The sequence below is a fragment of the Neptunomonas sp. CHC150 genome (assembly GCF_030397555.1).
Lineage (GTDB): Bacteria > Pseudomonadota > Gammaproteobacteria > Pseudomonadales > Balneatricaceae > Neptunomonas > Neptunomonas phycophila.
In genome coordinates, this window is sequence record NZ_JAPNXU010000002.1 from 14,311 (window position 1) to 32,325 (window position 18,015).

Below are 18,015 nucleotides of genomic sequence, written 5' to 3' on the forward strand. Positions count from 1 at the left end.
TGGGCATATTGTTACTTACCTGAGGATAAAAGATGGCCGAATCTTCCTGGATAAATGAATTTCCGGCGATGGATCGAGGGACGCTGCGCGATATAAGAAAGGCTTTGGATGAGTCTTATCGTTCTTTCTCCAGAGAATATGGAGATACAATCGAATCTTTTTTTGACCCTTTATTATCGTTTTTAGTGTGGTTTGAAAAATTACTGTTAGCCACACCCTGGTGGCTTGTCGTTATTATTGTCACGGTGCTTGCTTTTTTAGCAGGGCGCTCTTGGAAGTTGTGTTTGGGTGTAGTGGTTTCCTTTCTGGCCATTGGCTATTTTGGAATGTGGGAAGACACCATGAGAACACTGAGCATTATTACCGTTTGTACTTTGCTTGCTATTGGTATTGGTATCCCTATTGGTATTTTAATGGCGCGCTCCAATCGGGCACAAAATATCATTACGCCACTGTTAGATGTGATGCAAACCATGCCCGCTTTTGTTTATTTGATCCCCGTAGTTATGCTCTTAGGTATTGGTAAAATACCGGGTTTAATCGCCGTTATTATCTATGCTATTCCCCCAGTTATTCGTTTGACCAACTTGGGTATTCGATTGGTAGATAAAGAAGTACTGGAAGCTGCAACCGCCTATGGTGCTAATAAAACTCAGCGTTTGATTGGTGTTCAATTGCCACTGGCCATGCCCACTATTATGGCTGGTGTTAACCAAACGATTATGATGGCACTATCTATGGTCGTTATCGCCTCCATGATTGGTGTGAAAGGCTTAGGGCAACCTGTGCTCAAGTCTATAACGAACCAGTATTTTGCACTGGGTTTGCTCAATGGATTGGCGATTGTCGCATTAGCTATTATTTTTGACCGCATCTCGCAGGCTTATGCTAAGCGTACGCAAGAGCATTTAGGAGGGCATTCCTAATGGCTGAACCACTGATTCATATTGAAGGTTTATACAAGCTATTTGGACCCAAACCCGAGCGGGTCATGCCGTTGGTTCATCAGGGTATGAGTAAAGATCAAATTCTGGCTGAAACAGGGCACACGTTGGGCCTTAAAGATATTAATCTCACCATTAACAAAGGGGAGATTTTTGTCATCATGGGGCTTTCTGGCTCAGGTAAGTCAACTTTGATCCGCCATTTCAACCGATTGATAGACCCTACAGAAGGGGTGATTCGAGTCGAAGATACGGATGTAATGAAGCTAGCCCCTAAGGATTTGGAAAATTTTCGTCGCCATAAAATGTCGATGGTCTTCCAGCGCTTTGGTTTAATGCCGCACCGTAATGTATTAGATAATGTTAGTTATGGCTTGGCGGTACAGGGTGTCGATAAGGCAACTCGCCATGCGAAAGCGACAGAATGGTTGTCTACAGTAGGGCTTGGCGGTTACGAAAAGCAGTACCCTAATCAGCTTTCTGGCGGACAGCAGCAGCGTGTGGGGTTGGCTCGGGCTTTGTGCACAGACGCCGAAATATTGTTGATGGATGAAGCCTTTTCGGCACTGGACCCCCTGATTCGTAGCGAAATGCAGGATCAACTGATTGAGTTACAAGAAAAGTTACATAAGACGATTATCTTCATTACGCATGACTTAGATGAAGCGTTACGTATTGGTGATCGCATAGCCATTCTTAAAGACGGAGAACTGGTGCAACAAGGGCGGCCTGATGAGATTTTGTTGAACCCGGCAAATGATTATGTTGAAGCGTTTGTTAAGGATGTGAATCGCGCCAGAGCGTTAACGGTAGAGACGGTTATGCAGCCTGCTCCTCACCGAGTATCGGCTGACACCATTGAGATGGCATTAAAGCAAATGCGCACTTTCTCTGGTGATTATGCGTTTTATGTTAATGATAAAGGCTATCAAGGCGTAGTTACCGAATCGGGTTTGCAGGCCGCATCGGACCAAGGGCAGACCACCATGGAAAGTTGTACGTTGGTGATGAGCGTTGAACCGGTTACCCAAGATGCTATTTTGGAAAGTGTTATCCCCGAAACCTTAGAATCACAGTATTCGGTTCCAGTCGTTGATGAGTCTGGTCAGTTAACGGGTGAGCTAACACGTCAAAACTTGGCAGATGTATTGGGTCAGAGTGAGAAAACGGATCAAGCTAAGTGATCCCTTGGTTTGGCCATTAACCTTCGCAAGGACGCGTCGTTTTTTAGGAGCATAACCCATGGATGATTCTACATTCACCTCTCATTTAGTGCGCTCTTCATGCAAAGCTTGCCGTTCTGATGCTAAACCGTTGACTGTTGAGGCACTTAAGGAAGCTCTAACGCACTTGCCGAACTGGCAGCGAATGACGGTTAATGGTACGGAACAAATAAAGCGGGTTTTTACGTTTAAAAATTTTGCTCAAGCGATGACGTTTACTCAACAGGTCGCTGAATTAGCGGAGCAAGAAAACCATCACCCCGCAATTTTAACCGAGTGGGGTAAAGTAACCGTCTCTTGGTGGACGCATGAGATTGGCGGTTTGCATCAAAATGATCTCATTTGTGCTGCTAAAACCGATCAAATAGCGGACTGATAAGTTCGCTTTCATTATTTCTGATCAGATATACTGCCTACCTTTTATTCTGTTGGGGCTTTACCCAGCAAGCAAACACGTTAATACAATATCATGAGGCGGTATGTCCTTGTCCGGTAAAGAAATTCATCGTAGCCATGATGAGTATGGCGTAGTGAGGGTATTAGATGATGGGAACAAACGTTACTTATCATTTGGTGAAACCGATGAACAAAGCTGCTGGCTCAAAAGTGAACCTTTAATTCCACAGCATGAATATACCCGCGCTATGATGTTAGTGCTGTTATTTTGTGAGCCTAAACGCAGCCTAAGTTTGGGTTTAGGGTCGGGGGCATTAAATCATTGCTTACATCATCATTTTCCCGAGTTGAAACAAGACATCGTTGAGCTTCGTAACGAAGTTGTTAAAGTTGCTTATCGCTACTTTCAATTTCCGCGTAGCAAGCGATTATCGCTGCATGTGATGGACGCTAAAGAGTACTTACTGTCCGTTGATAGTAAAAAAGTAGATATCATCATTAGTGATATCTACACAGAAGAAGGGTTAGATGAGCAACAATTACATCCTGACTATTTAGACGCATGTCACGACCGCTTAAAGACTAATGGTTGGCTTGTGCTCAATTGTTGGCGAGACCACCAAGGTGAAAATGTATTGCGGCAATTGAAAGATCAATTTGCTGATGTGCGAAGTTGCACAACACAAAGCGGTAATTGGGTGATTTATGCCAGTAAGCAGCGAGAAGAGTTATCAGCCAATGGTTTGAAACAGCGCGCTAAAGCTCTAAACCAGCGTCTGGGTTTTTCTTTTAGCCCGTTTCTTGGAAAGCTAGTGGATCATAAAGCGAATTGATTCTCTTGAATTGACTCCCCGATGGCCTCCGCTTATGATTGCAAAATATTTATATTGGAATAAGATTAAGTTTTTTTATTTCCATTTGTTATAACCTAATGACAGGTCTTGCTATGAGTATAGAGTTTCCCACAATCGCCGATTATGTCGGTAAAACTCCGCTAGTGCGTTTGCAGCGATTAGGGGAAAACAACCGCGGCAATGTCATTCTTTGCAAGTTAGAAGGTAATAACCCAGCAGGCTCCGTTAAAGACAGGCCTGCTTTGAGCATGATAGAGCGCTCAGAAGCACGTGGTGATATTGCGCCTGGCGATACATTAATAGAAGCGACATCAGGCAATACGGGTATAGCACTGGCCATGGCGGCGGCGATTAAAGGTTATAAGATGGTCTTAATCATGCCAGATAATATGAGCATGGAGCGTAAGGCGTCTATGACAGCCTATGGTGCTACCTTAATTACCGTAACCAAAGAGCAAGGGATGGAATATGCCCGGGATTTAGCTGTTGAAATGCAAGCGCGAGGTGAAGGTGTTGTACTTGATCAGTTTGCAAATCAAGATAATCCGGTTGCGCATTATCAGGGCACGGGGCCAGAAATCTGGGAGCAAACGCACGGAAAAGTGACCCATTTTGTCAGTTCAATGGGAACAACGGGCACCATAATGGGGACGTCGCGTTTCTTAAAAGAAAAAAATCCTGCTATTCAAATTGTTGGATTACAACCGCAAGATGGCTCTCAGATTCCGGGTATACGCCGCTGGCCAAAAGCCTATCTACCAAAAATATTTGATGAAACGCGCGTTGACCAAGTATTCGATGTAGCCCAAATTGATGCCGAAGTCACCATGCGTGAGTTGGCTAAGCAAGAGGGGATTTTTTGTGGAGTTTCTTCTGGTGGCGCCGTATCAGGGGCTTTGCGTTTAAGCGAAACGGTTGAAAACGCTGTGATCGTCTGCATTATTTGTGATCGTGGGGATCGTTACTTGTCCACGGGCGTTTTTAATACAGATCAATAATGTTAGCAGCAATAGCTGCTACACTGCTGTTCGTTAATTGTATTTGTAAAAGCCGCTATGCGGCTTTTTTTATACTACATACGACCTTAGTTCGTTTTTGAGCATGGAACTTGCTCACGCACTCGGGTCTTAGTGTAAAATGAAAGACTCTGCTGGCATATGTGTTGCTTTCACGTATCCCCATAAAAACAATAAATCGTTCCGGCAGTTGCAGGGTCGAAGGTTAAGGAGTGGCGATTAGCCATGGTTAAGGTTCGAGAAGATCACCCGATTCAGGAAGATGGCTCGGTCGATCTAGATTTATGGATAGATCGACTTTCTGAGTTGGTTAAAATTGATGACCGCCCACAGGTTCGAAAGGCCTGTGAAATTGCTAAACAAGTATATGATCTTAGTATTCAAGAAGAAGATGACTGGTCAGGCTCGGGTGTAGGAAGTTTTGTTACCGGCTTGGAAATGGCTCAGATTCTAGCTGAGCTACAACAGGATCAAGAATCGATAGTTGCCGCTATTCTGTACCGTAGTGTGCGTGAAGATAAACTCAAATTGGACACAGTCATTAATCAGTTTGGCCCCGTTATAGGCCAGTTGATTATGGGTGTTATTCAAATGGCTGCAATTGGCAGCCGTGCTAATCCTCGAACAGAACAAGAAGTGCTCGGCACTGGCGCCCGACAGTTAGAAACAGTGCGTAAAATGCTGGTGGCAATGATTGATGATGTGCGTGTTGCACTGATTAAAATTGCTGAGCGCACGTGTGCAATCAGGGGCGTTAAAAATGCGTCGCGGCGTAAACGCTACCTAGTGGCGCGTGAAGTATTTGATATCTACGCTCCATTGGCTCATCGACTCGGTATTGGTCACATTAAATGGGAATTGGAGGATTTATCCTTCCGGTATCTCAAGCCCACGGACTATAAATCTATTGCAAAACTACTGGACGAGAAACGCCTCGACCGCCAGGAGTTCATTGAGTCGGTCGTGAGTACGCTTAAGACCGAGCTGACTGCGCAAAATATTGATGCAGACGTAGAAGGGCGTGCTAAACACATTTATAGCATTTGGCGTAAAATGCAGCGCAAAAACATCGATTTTAACCAAGTTTACGATGTGCGTGCGGTACGTATTCTCGTGCCTGAAATACGCGATTGCTACACCGCACTAGGCATTATTCACGGGTTATGGCGCAATATTCCCCATGAATTTGATGATTATATTGCCTCTCCCAAGCCTAACGGTTATCGCTCATTACATACGGCCGTGTTTGGGCCTGAAGGCAAAGTCCTCGAAGTGCAGGTTCGTACCTTTGATATGCACGAAGAAGCCGAGCTGGGTGTGTGCGCACATCACCTCTATAAAGGCACGGATACTAACTCTCGCAGTGATGCCTATGAAGATAAAATCGCGTGGCTAAGACAAGTCCTCGAGTGGCATGAAGATTTGGGTGAGTCTGCTGCGATCGGTGACATGTTGCGTGGCGATGTTGTGCAAGATCGTTTATATGTATTTACTCCTGATGGGCATGTTATCGATATGCCATTGGGCTCAACGGCGGTCGATTTTGCTTATCGAGTGCACACCGAAATAGGCCATCGCTGTCGTGGCGCTAAAGTGAATGGTCGGATTATTCCTTTGAATAAACCGCTAAAGACCGGCGACCAAGTCGAAATCTTAACTTCAAAAGAAGAGCATCCGCGCCGTGATTGGCTTAATGCTAACTTAGGCTATGTAACCACCTCACGCGGACGGGCCAAGGTTGCGCATTGGTTTAAGATGCAAGACCGCGACAAAAATGTAGAGGCTGGTCGACAGATGACTGAACGCGAATTTAAGCGTTTAGCTATCGATATGTCCGAGTTAGATTTCAAGAAACTGGCTCATGAGGTTAATTACTCTAGCGCAGACGATGTTTTTGCTGCATTAGGCGCGGGTGATATTCGTTTGTCGCAAATATTAAATGCGGCTCAACGACAAGTGGATGCACCAGCAAAATCCGACGAACAGCTAGACCTTGCTCTACCGGTTTCGGCTGAGCGCGGTCAGGCAGTGGGTGATAAAGGTATTCGTATTTTAGGGGTGGGTAATTTGCTCACCACTATCGCATCGTGCTGTAAACCCGTACCCGGAGACCCTATAGTAGGTTTTATTACACAAGGTCGTGGTGTTTCTATTCACCGTGAAGATTGCTCCAACTTATTGTCGTTGAAAGAGCATGAAGCCGAAAGAATTGTTACCGTTGACTGGGGGGAGGAAGGCGAAACAACCTACCCAGTTGATTTGTATATTGAAGCGTATGATCGCTCTGGCTTATTGCGGGATGTGATGATGGTCATGGCACACGAAAACCTGAACGTGTTGGCTGCAAATACGTTAACGGATAAAACCAGTAACATTGCACGTTTATCGATGACATTAGAAATATCCAGATTGGAGCTTCTTGGTAAGATTATGGATAAAATCAACCAAGTACCTAATGTGATAGATGTGCACCGACAGCGCAGTGGGTTTCGCTAATGTCTGATTCCGACATTAATTATACGCTGGATGATCTTTGCTATTTAATGGCTAGGCTTCGTGATCCTGAATATGGATGTCCGTGGGACTTGAAACAGGACTTTGCCTCAATCATACCTCATACGTTGGAGGAAGCTTATGAAGTGGCGGATACCATTGAGCGCGAAGATTGGGATCATTTAGCTGACGAGCTGGGTGATCTTTTATTCCAAGTCATTTTTTATAGCCAGTTGGGGCAAGAAGAGTCTCGCTTCACTATGAATACCGTTATTAACGGTATTGTGACTAAGCTATTACGCCGTCACCCGCACGTGTTCCCAGATGGGGAGTTGCGCACTCCACCGCGCAAAATAACACTCTCAGAAGCACAGATTAGTGCGAATTGGGAAGCGATTAAGCAGCAGGAACGAGCAGGGGCGGCCAAAGACAAGGTTCTCGATGATGTGCCAAGAGGGTTGCCCGCATTAAGCCGCGCAGAGAAACTTCAAAAACGGGCGTCAGAAGTTGGGTTTGATTGGAATGATCCGCTGTTAGTACTCGATAAAATTGAAGAGGAAATAGCCGAATTACGTGAAGCTATTGCTTCAGGTGACCAAGCGTCAGTTAAAGATGAAATGGGTGATGTTTTATTTGCTCAAGTAAATTTGGCTCGTCACTTGGGGGTAAAGCCAGAGGCTGCCTTACGGGGGACTAATCAGAAGTTTGAGCGCCGTTTTGCTTTTGTCGAAGCATGCGTCACTCAGTCGGGTCGTAGCTGGGCAGAGCACTCGTTGGATCAATTAGATGGTTTCTGGGACGAAGCTAAGAAAAATGGACTCTAAGGGTTAGATCGTAAAGGAATATGAAAATGTATGCATTGGTCGGCACAGTGCTGGTGGTTATGGTGTCTTTGGCTTACTGGAATAGTCAAAAGTTGAACCGACAGTTGCAACGTTTAGAAAGCAGTGGCTTTGTCATAACTGAAGATCTTCAAGGCGAACCAAAGCTGCTGTATGACGAATCACATCAACGGTTAGCGCTGCTTAGCCCGCAAGGGTATGAAGTTTTGCAGTTATCTGAGCTGATCTCCTCCGAAATTCTTTATGATTTAGATAAACGCGGTGATAAAAACTACCGGCTAGAGCTGATCTTCAATGCCACACGTTTACCGAAGCAGGAAGTCCGATACCGGGACGAGTTTCTGGCTGAACGCATCCATAAACGGCTTCGTCAGGCCCGGTTAGGCCTCGAACCTTCTGATCACTGATGTGTCGGCTTTGGACGTTTTAGTACTCACGCGTCCCGAATTATTTGAATTGCCCTACAATCTGATCGTTAAGGAATTGTGCATAGCACAAAAAATACCTATTCTTGGTTGATAAGCATCTATTTATCGTGACGATGAATAGGCAGCAGTGTTGGCTAAATACACATAAGTACACTATGTCATGTGTTGAGCAACTTTATTCAAAGGAGAAGGTATGAGCGATCTGCACGAAGCATTACGCGATGATGTCCGTATGCTGGGGGATAGTTTAGGGCAAACTATTGCTAAGCACCTTGGTTCGGAATTTTTAGATAAAGTTGAGAATGTTCGAAAATTGGCTAAAGCGGGTCGAGAAGGAACCGCAGCCGATAGACAAGCATTAGTGCAAGAGCTTAAAGGGCTGAGTGAAGATGAGATGTTGCCCGTCGCGCGAGCATTTACCCAGTTTTTGAACCTGGCCAATATTGCAGAAGAACATCACCGTGTTCGCCGTCACCAAGAGATTATTGATCTAGAAGCAGCTGACACTTTTACTTTACTGCTGCAAAAATTGCGTTCTGAGGGTTTATCAGCTGATAAAATTCTAGAAACGTTAAATGGTATGCAAGTTGATTTAGTGTTGACGGCGCACCCAACTGAGGTTAACCGCCGCACACTGATACAAAAATATGATGATATTACTGATTGCCTGCGTGCGTTAGATCGTGGCGAGTCCTCACATCATCGCTTGAATGAATTAATTAGCCAGATCTGGCATACCAATGAAATTCGGCACGTCCGCCCCACACCTGTTGATGAGGCCAAATGGGGCTTCGCGGTTATTGAAAATTCATTGTGGGAAGCGGTTCCGCGGTTCCTCAAAAAGCTTGATATGCAAACCCGTGCGGTTTTAGGGAAAGGGTTGCCCTTAACGGTAGCCCCTATTCGTTTTGCTTCTTGGATGGGCGGAGACCGAGATGGAAACCCAAATGTCATAGCGCCTGTTACACAGCGGGTAATGATGTTGTCTCGTTGGGTCGCTTTAGATTTGTATCTGCGTGACATTGATACGCTGCGCGCTGAATTATCCATGTACGCGTGTAATAGCGAATTGCGAGCGTATGTGGGTGAAGAGACGGCTGAGCCGTATCGTCATATTCTCGGCGAAGTTCGGGAGCAGCTTAAAGTCACCAAAAATTGGGTTCAGTCTCATTTGCAAGGTGATCCTGGGGATGCTCCGGCGGATTTGATGCTTAATAGCAATCAGTTATTGGATCCGTTAATGATGTGCCATCGATCGTTAGTTGAATGTGGTATGGGGATTATTGCTGAGGGGCCGTTAGAGGATATTATTCGTCGTATCGCCTGTTTTGGGATGACTTTGGTTAAATTAGATATTCGCCAGAGCTCAGACCGTCACGCTCAAGTCTTCGAAGAACTATCACAGTTTTACGGCTTAGGTTCTTACATCAGTTGGACTGAAGAAGGTCGACAAGCTTTTTTATTGCGTGAATTACAGAGCCGTCGACCTTTGATTCCTCATAACTGGAAGCCTTCAGCCGAGGTGCAAGAGGTATTAGATACGTGTGCTGTGGTGGCGGCCGCTGATCCGTCTTCTTTGGGCTCATATGTTATATCAATGGCAGGTCAGCCATCCGATGTGTTGTCGGTGATCCTGTTACTGCGAGAGATGGGAATCTCGCATAATATGCGCGTGGTTCCCTTATTCGAAACGCTGGACGATCTGAATAATGCGCGTGATTGCATTGATGCGCTTTTGAGTGTTCCTTGGTATAAGCAGTATACGGGGGGGCATCAAGAAGTCATGATTGGCTACTCAGACTCCTCTAAAGATGCGGGTCAACTCGCGGCTGCGTGGGGGCAATATCAAGCTCAAGAGGCGTTAACTGCGCTGTGTAAAGAACATGATATTCACTTAACGCTATTTCATGGCCGTGGTGGTACGGTTGGACGTGGCGGTGGCCCCAGCCACACAGCCATCTTAGCACAACCCCCAGGTTCGGTAGATCGTACGCTTCGCGTAACCGAGCAAGGTGAAATGATCCGTTTTAAGTTTGGCATACCTGAGCTGGCGATTCGTAACCTAGAACTCTATGCTGGGGCCGTCTTAGCAGCGACTTTATCCCCATCTCCCTCGCCAGAACCTGCGTGGCGTGAGCAGATGGAAGGCTTAGCAGAAACAGGGCTCAACTCTTATCGTTCAGTAGTGCGAGAAGATCCACAGTTTGTCCCTTATTTCAGGGCGGGTACGCCCGAGCAAGAGCTCAGCAAACTGCCCTTGGGTTCTCGCCCCGCTAAACGTAAAGTGGATGGCGGTGTTGAAAGCCTACGAGCTATTCCATGGATTTTTGCATGGACGCAAATTCGTTTAATGCTACCGGCTTGGTTAGGGTCTGAAGCGGCATTGGAAAAAGCGATCTCTAATGGCGAGTTATCGCGCTTGCATGAAATGTATGCGAAATGGCCGTTTTTCCGCACGTGGGTTGAAATGCTAGAGATGGTTTTGGCTAAAAGTGATGTGGATTTAGCCGAATATTACGAATCGCGTCTTGTATCTGATGAGCTGAAAGTACTCGGTTCTAATCTGCGAAGCCGTTTAGCGGTTGCAAAAGAAATGGTTTTAAAAATCCGGCAACAGACAGAATTGTTGGCTGAAAACCCAGTGATTCGTCAGTCAATTGATGTACGTAACCCATACATCGATCCGCTGCATTACTTGCAGGCCGAGTTGCTTTATCGAGACCGAAATCAACCAGATCAGCGATTAGAACAGGCGCTCATGGTAACCATGACGGGTATTTCAGCGGGTATGCGTAATACGGGCTAATTACCTGAAATCAGGTGTTTTTTTGTACAATCGTTACTTTAATGTTCCCGTGGGGTTGAGCCAGCGTCGTGTTTGGCTTAACCTCACCGGTATTAAATGGTCAGGCTACTTAATTATCAGCATCTTTCTGAAAAGTGGAAATGAGCCCTCGGATAGAGACTTTCGTTGATCTTTTCAACAAGGTGCTAGTGCTAACGTCGAATTGTTCGATGTGCATCGCACCAGTAAGGTTTCAGCATTAGTGTAATCCATCGAGTCAAACGCTCATTTGGGCTAGGTTTGTATGATGCTCGCTTGATGACCACACAATAGTTTTGTTTTAAAAAATTTATAAAAGTTAACTCTGGAGCAACCCTTCATGCGTATTATCCTTCTAGGCGCGCCTGGCGCTGGTAAAGGCACACAGGCTCAGTACCTAACCGAAAAGTTCGGTATTCCACAGATCTCTACAGGTGATATGTTGCGTGCAGCTGTAAAAGCAGGAACGCCTTTGGGTGTTAAAGCGAAAGCCGTGATGGATGCTGGTGAGCTAGTTTCTGATGACATTATTATTGGTTTAGTAAAAGAGCGTATAGAAGAGCCAGATTGTGCAAAAGGCTTCTTGTTTGATGGTTTCCCTCGTACGATTCCTCAAGCCGATGCACTCAAAGACGCTGGTGTACCGATTGATGCAGTTGTGGAAATTGACGTTGCTGATGAAGAAATCATTAAGCGTATGAGTGGCCGTCGTGTACACGCTGGTTCGGGCCGTACTTATCATGTCGTTTTTAACCCACCGAAAGAGGAAGGTAAAGATGATGTGACTGGCGAAGATCTTATTCAACGTGAAGACGACAAAGAAGAAATCGTGCAAGGTCGCTTAAAAGTTTACCATGATCAAACAGAGCCGTTGATTGCTTACTACCGTAACTGGGCTGACAAAGCGGGTGAAGCAAGTGCGCCTAAGTACGTTTACGTTCCGGGTGTTGGCAGCGTAGATGATATTCGCGAGAAAGTATTTGAAGGTTTAGCGTAATCGCTTAGCTTTTTTAATCCGTAAAAAGCCGCATGTGCGGCTTTTTTTGTGCCTGGCATTTTACGTTAGTTATTCTGTTGCATGAGTTGAGCGGTGATGTAATCCAGAATAACAGTGGGTTTTTTAGTAAGAGTTGGGGATAATACCCGGCTTAAGAATGGGGCCAATATTCAGATGTCAGAAATGAGCAAAACAGCGATTATTCTTGCTAACTTAGGGACGCCAGACGAGCCAACGCCATCAGCGGTAAGGCGTTACTTGCGTGAGTTTTTGTCCGATCAGCGAGTCGTCGAAGGTAAAGGTCCACGTCGGCTACTGTGGTTAGCTGTATTAAACAGTATTGTTTTAACCTTTCGCCCTAAAAAAGTGGCCAAGCTATATGCATCGATTTGGGAGCAAGATTCTCCCATGCGGCGCATTTTAGATGAGCAGGTTGCGGCACTTCAGCGCTCGTTATCACTTAAGCATGTTAATCCACCGGATGTGTTTTCGGGGATGACTTATGGGCAGCCGGGCTTAACGCCTCGTTTGCAAGAGCTTGCTGGAAAAGGGTATCAGCATATCCTCATCATACCCATGTATCCTCAATATTCAGCAACGACCACCGCCCCTATTTATGATCAAGTTGCGAAATTTCAGTTAGGACGTCGTGAAGTAGTCGATATTCGGATTGTTAAATCGTATTTCAATCATCCTTTGTATATCCAAGCGCTCGCTGGGAGTGTTCGTCAGCATCGTCAAGTTTCGCCAGGCGCCGAAAAGTTAATTTTATCGTACCATGGCATTCCTAAAGAGTACGCCGATAAAGGGGACCCTTATCCACAGCAATGTCATGAAACGTCTCGTATGCTAGCCCGTGTGCTTGATCTAAAAGACGGGGAGTGGATGACTACTTTTCAGTCTCGGTTTGGGCCTGCTGAATGGCTGCAGCCTTATACGGATAAGACGCTAGAGAAAATTGCTGGTGAAGGGGTTAAAAACATTGATGTTGTGTGCCCTGCATTTACAGCGGATTGTTTGGAAACCCTAGAAGAGATAGCCGAGGAAAATAAAGAAGTGTTCGAGTCGGCCGGAGGAGAGCACTATCATTATATACCTGCACTAAACAGTGCGGGCTGCTTTATTAACGTGCTTAGTGCGCTAGTTAATGAACAAGCGGGTGATTGGTTATCTAAGTCAGATCTACATAATGAGGCATCACATGGCGCTTGAGCGTGTATTCGGCATCCATGCCGTAAAAACAATATTGAAGCATGACCCCACACGTATTCGCCGTGTAATGGTTTTAAAAGATCGAGATGATCAGCGAATCTCTGAAATACTCGCCGAATTGAATGGTATTAGTGTGGAGCGTTATAGCCGTCAAAAACTTGATGACTTAGCTCAAGGAGGCGTTCATCAGGGGATCATGGCGGAGTGTAATCCGGCTAAGCCAAAAGATGAGCGCTTTTTAGATGGCCTGTTGAACGACCTCGACTCGCCAGCGTTTTTATTAGTGCTTGATGGCGTAACAGACCCGCATAACCTTGGGGCGTGTTTGCGTACAGCTGATGCAGCCGGTGTACATGCTGTTATCGCCCCCAAGGATAAGTCTGCCCCTTTATCGGCTGTCGCGTCTAAGGTCGCCTGTGGAGCAGCCGAAGTTGTGCCTTATATACAAGTTACTAACTTGTCTCGTACCTTGCAGGAACTCCAAGGCCGAGGGATTTGGATTACGGGCACGGCTGGGGAGGCTGAACAAATAGTCTATGAGGCTAATTTGGCCGGCCCAATGGCGTTGGTAATGGGAGCTGAAGGTAAAGGCATGCGCCGCTTAACGCGTGAAAGTTGTGATTTTCTGGTGAAAATCCCTATGGCAGGAGAAGTCAGTAGTTTGAATGTTTCCGTAGCTACGGGGGTCTGTTTGTTTGAAGCGGTACGCCAACGTGGTGCAGTCAAAGGCTAGTCGTTGGCGGTCTCATTAATTTTAATGGCAGGCCCTGTCGAGTCCCTTAATATAATTTCGCAAGCGAAGCAGCGCGATAGGTCGGTGTTGGAGGGGGTCTTGAGGGACAAGAATAATAAATCAGCAGCGGCCTTTGCCATCGCTTGAACTGGTTGTCGTACACTGGTTAGGGCTGGCCAGCTTTGACGCGCTAAATCTGAATCGTCAAACCCTGCAACTGATAAATCCTCAGGGATACGAATACCCAGAGAGTGCGCTATGCTCATCACACCAGCAGCCATTTCGTCGTTACCGGCAAAAATAGCCGTAGGTCTTGGTGTGTTGTAAAGCAGCGCAACCCCGCAGTCTTTTCCTGAATCAAAGGTGCTTGCTCCTATTTTTATCCATTCTTCTCTTATTGGCAGTGCAGCTGATTGCATGGCATCAACAAAGCCTAGGTGGCGTTCTGAAACGGCATAGTGATCAGGCCTACCCGCAACAAAAGCGATGTCGTTATGGCCTAATTCTATGAGTTTCCTTGTCATATCAAAGGCTGCACTTCGGTCATTGGTTTGTACATAAAGTGAGTCATTTAAGTTGAAAACCGGTGATAAACGAACAAAGGGGATGTTCTGGGCGGCGAGTTGATTACAAAGGTGCGTGTGATCTGATAAGGGTGGGGGTAACACGAGGCAATCAACTTGTGAGCGATGGGTAAAATCCATGACTTCATTAATCAGCGTTGCGTTATCTACGTTAAGTGGATGGATGAGCAGTTCGTAACCGGATTGGCTGCAACTGGCCATAACGCCGCATTGAACGTTGACTACATAGGCTGATGTGGCGTGAAAGTTATCATATACCAGGCCGACTAAAAATGAGCGCTTAGCCGCTAAACGACGCGCTGAAAGGTTCGGTGTATAACCGAGTAAATCGATTACGTGTTGTACTTTTTCCCGCGTTTCTTTTCGAACGTTAGGCTCCCGGTTAACCACTCTGGATACCGTTTTGATAGAGACTTTAGCTTGCTTTGCGACATCATCAATAGTGGGGGATGACACGTTTAATACTCCATAAACTTTTTGCTTATTATCGTTATTTTTTAAGCCACTACAGACTGTATTCTCTCATATTAATGTATGGATGGCGGTACTTTTTCATAAAGACTGATAGCCATGGTTGAGATCGTTTGAGTTTTTATTGACAGCGTTGTCATAATTGGACAGACTGCCCCGCAATTTACTGGGTTCTCTCGTAAAACTGTACTTTTAAATAGGTAGTCTACGGTGAGTTTCATGGAAAATCGCACATTTAGGAGTGCTTTGTATGGCAACGCCAGCGAGCTCTGTAGCTCAAGCTAATTTGGGGGGCAGCCAAGGTAATTTTCGGTTTGCGCTAATTTCTCTCACGTCTTTGTTTTTCATGTGGGGCTTCATTACAAGCCTTAATGATATTCTGATACCTCATCTTAAAAATATTTTTGATTTGAGCTACACCCAAGCAATGCTGATTCAGTTTTGCTTTTTTGGAGCGTACTTTGTCATGTCGCTTCCTTCTGGGGCGTTGGTGCACCGCTTAGGTTACAAAATGGGTGTGGTTATCGGTTTGCTAACCGCGGCTGCAGGTGCGTTGTTGTTTATTCCCGCTGCTAGTTTTGAGTTGTACCCTTTATTCTTAGGCGCTTTGTTTGTAATGGCTTCGGGAATCACTTTATTACAAGTTTCGGCGAATCCTTATGTCACTATTTTAGGGTCCGCAAAAACGGCTTCGAGCCGCTTAAACCTTACTCAGGCTTTCAACTCGTTAGGCACTACGGTTGCACCGGCGTTTGGTGCATTATTGATTTTAGCGGCCAGCGAGCCTGTTTTAGAGGCAGCATCGAGCACGGCAAGTGAAATAGAAACGGTTAAGGTGCCTTATCTTATTATTGCTGGTGCGTTAATTCTTTTAGCAATCATTTTCGCCGTGCTGAAACTGCCGCGTCTTTCGGACAATACGCAGACAGATACATCGGAAGATGTAAGCCAAGGGCAATTTACCTCTGCTTGGCAGTACTCGCACTTAGTGCTTGGCGCTGTGGCTATATTTATGTATGTAGGTGGGGAAGTTGCAATCGGTAGTTTTTTGATTAACTTTTTAGGTGAACCTGATATTGCCGGCCTAGCCGAAACCGATGCAGCGCACTATGTTGCCTATTATTGGGGAGGCGCTATGGTGGGGCGCTTTATTGGATCTGCACTAATGACAAAGTTAAACCCTGCAAAGTTACTCGCGTTTAATGCCGTAGGGTCTGTTCTACTGATTCTTATCGCTACGTTTGGCACAGGTCAGGTGGCAATGGTCTCTATTTTGTTAGTGGGCCTATGTAACTCTATTATGTTCCCAACAATCTTCAGCCTAGCAGTGCGGGGCTTGGGCGCGCATACGAGCCAAGGATCAGGCATTTTATGTTTGGCGATAGTCGGTGGTGCTATTGTACCGTTGATTCAAGGGGTGGCTGCTGATGCCGTTGGATTGCAATTAGCGTTTATTGTCCCTGCTGTTTGTTATCTTTATATCGTGTTTTATGGATTGAAGGGATCAGAGATTAAAGCGCTTAATTAGAAACATAATAGAAAGGGCCGATACGGCCCTTTGTGCTGCTGAATGGGTCGAAGGTTAGTTGAACCGTTTGATAAGACTTGTCGGTTATACGCGGGATAACTCCTTCCCTTCAGAGTTCTTAATGCCCGCATAAACAAAGAACGATACAACAAAAGTGATGGGAGCAGAAAATGAAGCGATTGACGCACCAGAGTTCATCATCACGATTCCAACGATGGTGCTGATCAGCCAGGCTGATAAGCCAACTTTGTTAAAGCGGTTATCACTTTCAATCAAGCTATTAGCTTCTTCGCTGTTATTTACTAGTATATGTGCCAGCGCGATGCCAACCCACGCGACCACAAAAACACCCTGATATGCCAGTGCTTGTAGTAAGTATGAAAATACATCGACTAGCATTAATAGATAGACGATACCGCCGACTATGCAAGACCAAAAAAACTTGACGGCTTTAATATTGAGCAGCTCACTAAAAAAAGATTGCATGTTTACGCTGGCTAAATAAAAGTTGGCTGTGTTAATGCGGGTTTGGGTGATCCATACAAATAAGAGCCCCCAGATACCTAAAAGCTTGAGGATAGACAGTACAACGGATACTTCACTCAAGGCTGCATCTTGTGGGATGCTGGCAACGAGGTAAATGCCGACAATACCGTTGATTAAAAAGGTGAGTAAGTAAAAAGGCATACCGAAGTTAACACGCGCATGATAGTTACTGTCCTCTTGTTTACCAAAGCGAGCATAATCAAAGGTAAACAGCATGAGTATCCACACGCCCATGTAGTAGGTAAAACAATTCCACCAGCCTTGCGGTGTTGCATTTTCTGCCCCTAAATTAATCCAGTCGGCTTGATAGCCATAGACATTGATTGAGGCAACCACTGTGGCTATTAAGCCTAGGATATAAAAGGGTAAGAGAACGCCGTTAAATTTATCAAGCCAAGTCTGAACGCTACCAAATACGAGAAGTACACTGTAGATAACCACAAAGAGAGCGGCCCAGTGATAGTCTAACCATGGGAAGGTCGCATTGATTGCAACGGCAATCACTGATCCTTCAAAAACGGCATAGTAAATCGCTGTCGAAAAGAATATGAGCGTCGCTAAGGATGCGCCTATTCTGCCAAACAGCCTCCTAGAGAATAATGCGACAGAGAGCCCTTCTTTAATGGCGTAGCGGCTAATAATATTGTTAATAATTCCGTAAGTAACGACCGATAAGGCCATCCCAATGATTGCGTTTTTAGCCCCATAGCTCATGGCCAGTGAGGCGCCTACCACAATATAAAAGATAGCACTGCAGACAGCCCACCATGCCATCGTTAAAGAAAAAGGCCCCATTCTTGCGCCGACGGGTACAGGTAGGTTTGTTTCATCTTGGGTTGATTCCGCTTGAACTAAGTTAGCCATGATATTGCCCCTAAAAGTAGTCTTAAGTACTCAGGATAAAGCGGCATCAATGGATAGGTG

15 protein-coding genes are annotated in these 18,015 nt (G+C 45.6%); 13 read left to right on the forward strand and 2 right to left on the reverse strand.

The genetic code is table 11. The annotated features are described in order from the left end of the window. Window positions 1–32: 32 nt before the first annotated feature. The 12 genes from OW491_RS01740 to rlmB all read left to right on the forward strand — a co-directional run bounded on the left by OW491_RS01740 (window position 33) and on the right by rlmB (window position 13,962). Window positions 33–926, forward strand: coding sequence for a proline/glycine betaine ABC transporter permease (locus OW491_RS01740; RefSeq protein ID WP_075173027.1), 894 nt, complete (start codon window positions 33–35; stop codon window positions 924–926). After that, entirely contained in the window at window positions 926–2,128 is a 1,203-nt protein-coding gene (locus OW491_RS01745; protein WP_075173026.1) for a glycine betaine/L-proline ABC transporter ATP-binding protein, read from the forward strand. The genes OW491_RS01740 and OW491_RS01745 overlap by 1 nt, the downstream gene beginning before the upstream one ends. A 58-nt stretch (window positions 2,129–2,186) precedes the next feature. Then, the gene (locus tag OW491_RS01750) at window positions 2,187–2,543 is read left to right on the forward strand and encodes a 4a-hydroxytetrahydrobiopterin dehydratase (RefSeq protein WP_075178581.1); all 357 of its coding nucleotides are present in this window, start codon (window positions 2,187–2,189) and stop codon (window positions 2,541–2,543) included. Window positions 2,544–2,646: 103 nt separating this feature from the next. Continuing rightward, entirely contained in the window at window positions 2,647–3,396 is a 750-nt protein-coding gene (locus tag OW491_RS01755) for a methyltransferase (RefSeq protein ID WP_075178580.1), read from the forward strand. Between the two features lie 113 nt (window positions 3,397–3,509). Beyond that, window positions 3,510–4,415 (forward strand): cysteine synthase CysM, encoded by a 906-nt coding sequence (cysM, locus tag OW491_RS01760; protein ID WP_290034464.1) that lies wholly within the window; start codon window positions 3,510–3,512, stop codon window positions 4,413–4,415. A gap of 243 nt (window positions 4,416–4,658) precedes the next feature. After that, window positions 4,659–6,929 carry a GTP diphosphokinase gene (relA, locus tag OW491_RS01765; protein WP_290034465.1) on the forward strand — a complete coding sequence of 757 codons (2,271 nt, stop codon included), beginning with the start codon at window positions 4,659–4,661 and terminating at the stop codon, window positions 6,927–6,929. After that, window positions 6,929–7,750 carry a nucleoside triphosphate pyrophosphohydrolase gene (gene mazG, locus OW491_RS01770; RefSeq protein ID WP_215152479.1) on the forward strand — a complete coding sequence of 274 codons (822 nt, stop codon included), beginning with the start codon at window positions 6,929–6,931 and terminating at the stop codon, window positions 7,748–7,750. Before relA ends, mazG begins: the two co-directional genes overlap by 1 nt. Window positions 7,751–7,776: 26 nt before the next feature. Continuing rightward, the gene (locus OW491_RS01775; protein WP_178969222.1) at window positions 7,777–8,175 is read left to right on the forward strand and encodes a hypothetical protein; all 399 of its coding nucleotides are present in this window, start codon (window positions 7,777–7,779) and stop codon (window positions 8,173–8,175) included. 214 nt (window positions 8,176–8,389) lie between these two features. Next, window positions 8,390–11,002, forward strand: coding sequence for a phosphoenolpyruvate carboxylase (gene ppc, locus OW491_RS01780; RefSeq protein ID WP_290034466.1), 2,613 nt, complete (start codon window positions 8,390–8,392; stop codon window positions 11,000–11,002). A gap of 358 nt (window positions 11,003–11,360) precedes the next feature. Then, window positions 11,361–12,017, forward strand: a complete 657-nt coding sequence (gene adk / locus OW491_RS01785; RefSeq protein ID WP_290034467.1) for an adenylate kinase — start codon at window positions 11,361–11,363, stop codon at window positions 12,015–12,017. A gap of 174 nt (window positions 12,018–12,191) precedes the next feature. Continuing rightward, a complete protein-coding gene (gene hemH / locus OW491_RS01790; RefSeq protein WP_290034468.1) occupies window positions 12,192–13,229 on the forward strand; it encodes a ferrochelatase in 1,038 nt (345 codons plus the stop codon). Beyond that, window positions 13,219–13,962: a 23S rRNA (guanosine(2251)-2'-O)-methyltransferase RlmB gene (gene rlmB, locus OW491_RS01795; protein WP_075178577.1), complete on the forward strand. Its 744-nt coding sequence runs from the start codon at window positions 13,219–13,221 to the stop codon at window positions 13,960–13,962. Before hemH ends, rlmB begins: the two co-directional genes overlap by 11 nt. Here the strand turns inward: rlmB and OW491_RS01800 are convergent. Beyond that, on the reverse strand, window positions 13,959–15,002 hold the full coding sequence (locus OW491_RS01800) for a LacI family DNA-binding transcriptional regulator (RefSeq protein WP_290034469.1): 1,044 nt from the start codon (window positions 15,000–15,002) through the stop codon (window positions 13,959–13,961). The genes rlmB and OW491_RS01800 overlap by 4 nt on opposite strands. A 265-nt stretch (window positions 15,003–15,267) precedes the next feature. On the opposite strand from OW491_RS01800, the gene OW491_RS01805 reads away from it, so the two are divergent. Further along, on the forward strand, window positions 15,268–16,545 hold the full coding sequence (locus tag OW491_RS01805; RefSeq protein ID WP_277251745.1) for a sugar MFS transporter: 1,278 nt from the start codon (window positions 15,268–15,270) through the stop codon (window positions 16,543–16,545). An 84-nt stretch (window positions 16,546–16,629) separates the two neighbouring features. Here the strand turns inward: OW491_RS01805 and OW491_RS01810 are convergent, their stop codons facing one another. Further along, the gene (locus tag OW491_RS01810; RefSeq protein WP_075173015.1) at window positions 16,630–17,955 is read right to left on the reverse strand and encodes an allantoin permease; all 1,326 of its coding nucleotides are present in this window, start codon (window positions 17,953–17,955) and stop codon (window positions 16,630–16,632) included. Window positions 17,956–18,015: the final 60 nt, after the last annotated feature.

Excerpts from the sequence above, each read along its gene's own strand:
- OW491_RS01740 (WP_075173027.1), top strand. The coding sequence starts at position 33 with ATGGCCGAATCTTCCTGGATAAATGAATTTCCGGCGATGGATCGAGGG.
- OW491_RS01745 (WP_075173026.1), top strand. The coding sequence starts at position 926 with ATGGCTGAACCACTGATTCATATTGAAGGTTTATACAAGCTATTTGGA.
- OW491_RS01750 (WP_075178581.1), top strand. The coding sequence starts at position 2,187 with ATGGATGATTCTACATTCACCTCTCATTTAGTGCGCTCTTCATGCAAA.
- OW491_RS01755 (WP_075178580.1), top strand. The coding sequence starts at position 2,647 with ATGTCCTTGTCCGGTAAAGAAATTCATCGTAGCCATGATGAGTATGGC.
- cysM (WP_290034464.1), top strand. The coding sequence starts at position 3,510 with ATGAGTATAGAGTTTCCCACAATCGCCGATTATGTCGGTAAAACTCCG.
- relA (WP_290034465.1), top strand. The coding sequence starts at position 4,659 with ATGGTTAAGGTTCGAGAAGATCACCCGATTCAGGAAGATGGCTCGGTC.
- mazG (WP_215152479.1), top strand. The coding sequence starts at position 6,929 with ATGTCTGATTCCGACATTAATTATACGCTGGATGATCTTTGCTATTTA.
- OW491_RS01775 (WP_178969222.1), top strand. The coding sequence starts at position 7,777 with ATGTATGCATTGGTCGGCACAGTGCTGGTGGTTATGGTGTCTTTGGCT.
- ppc (WP_290034466.1), top strand. The coding sequence starts at position 8,390 with ATGAGCGATCTGCACGAAGCATTACGCGATGATGTCCGTATGCTGGGG.
- adk (WP_290034467.1), top strand. The coding sequence starts at position 11,361 with ATGCGTATTATCCTTCTAGGCGCGCCTGGCGCTGGTAAAGGCACACAG.
- hemH (WP_290034468.1), top strand. The coding sequence starts at position 12,192 with ATGTCAGAAATGAGCAAAACAGCGATTATTCTTGCTAACTTAGGGACG.
- rlmB (WP_075178577.1), top strand. The coding sequence starts at position 13,219 with ATGGCGCTTGAGCGTGTATTCGGCATCCATGCCGTAAAAACAATATTG.
- OW491_RS01805 (WP_277251745.1), top strand. The coding sequence starts at position 15,268 with ATGGCAACGCCAGCGAGCTCTGTAGCTCAAGCTAATTTGGGGGGCAGC.
- OW491_RS01810 (WP_075173015.1), bottom strand. The coding sequence starts at position 17,955 with ATGGCTAACTTAGTTCAAGCGGAATCAACCCAAGATGAAACAAACCTA.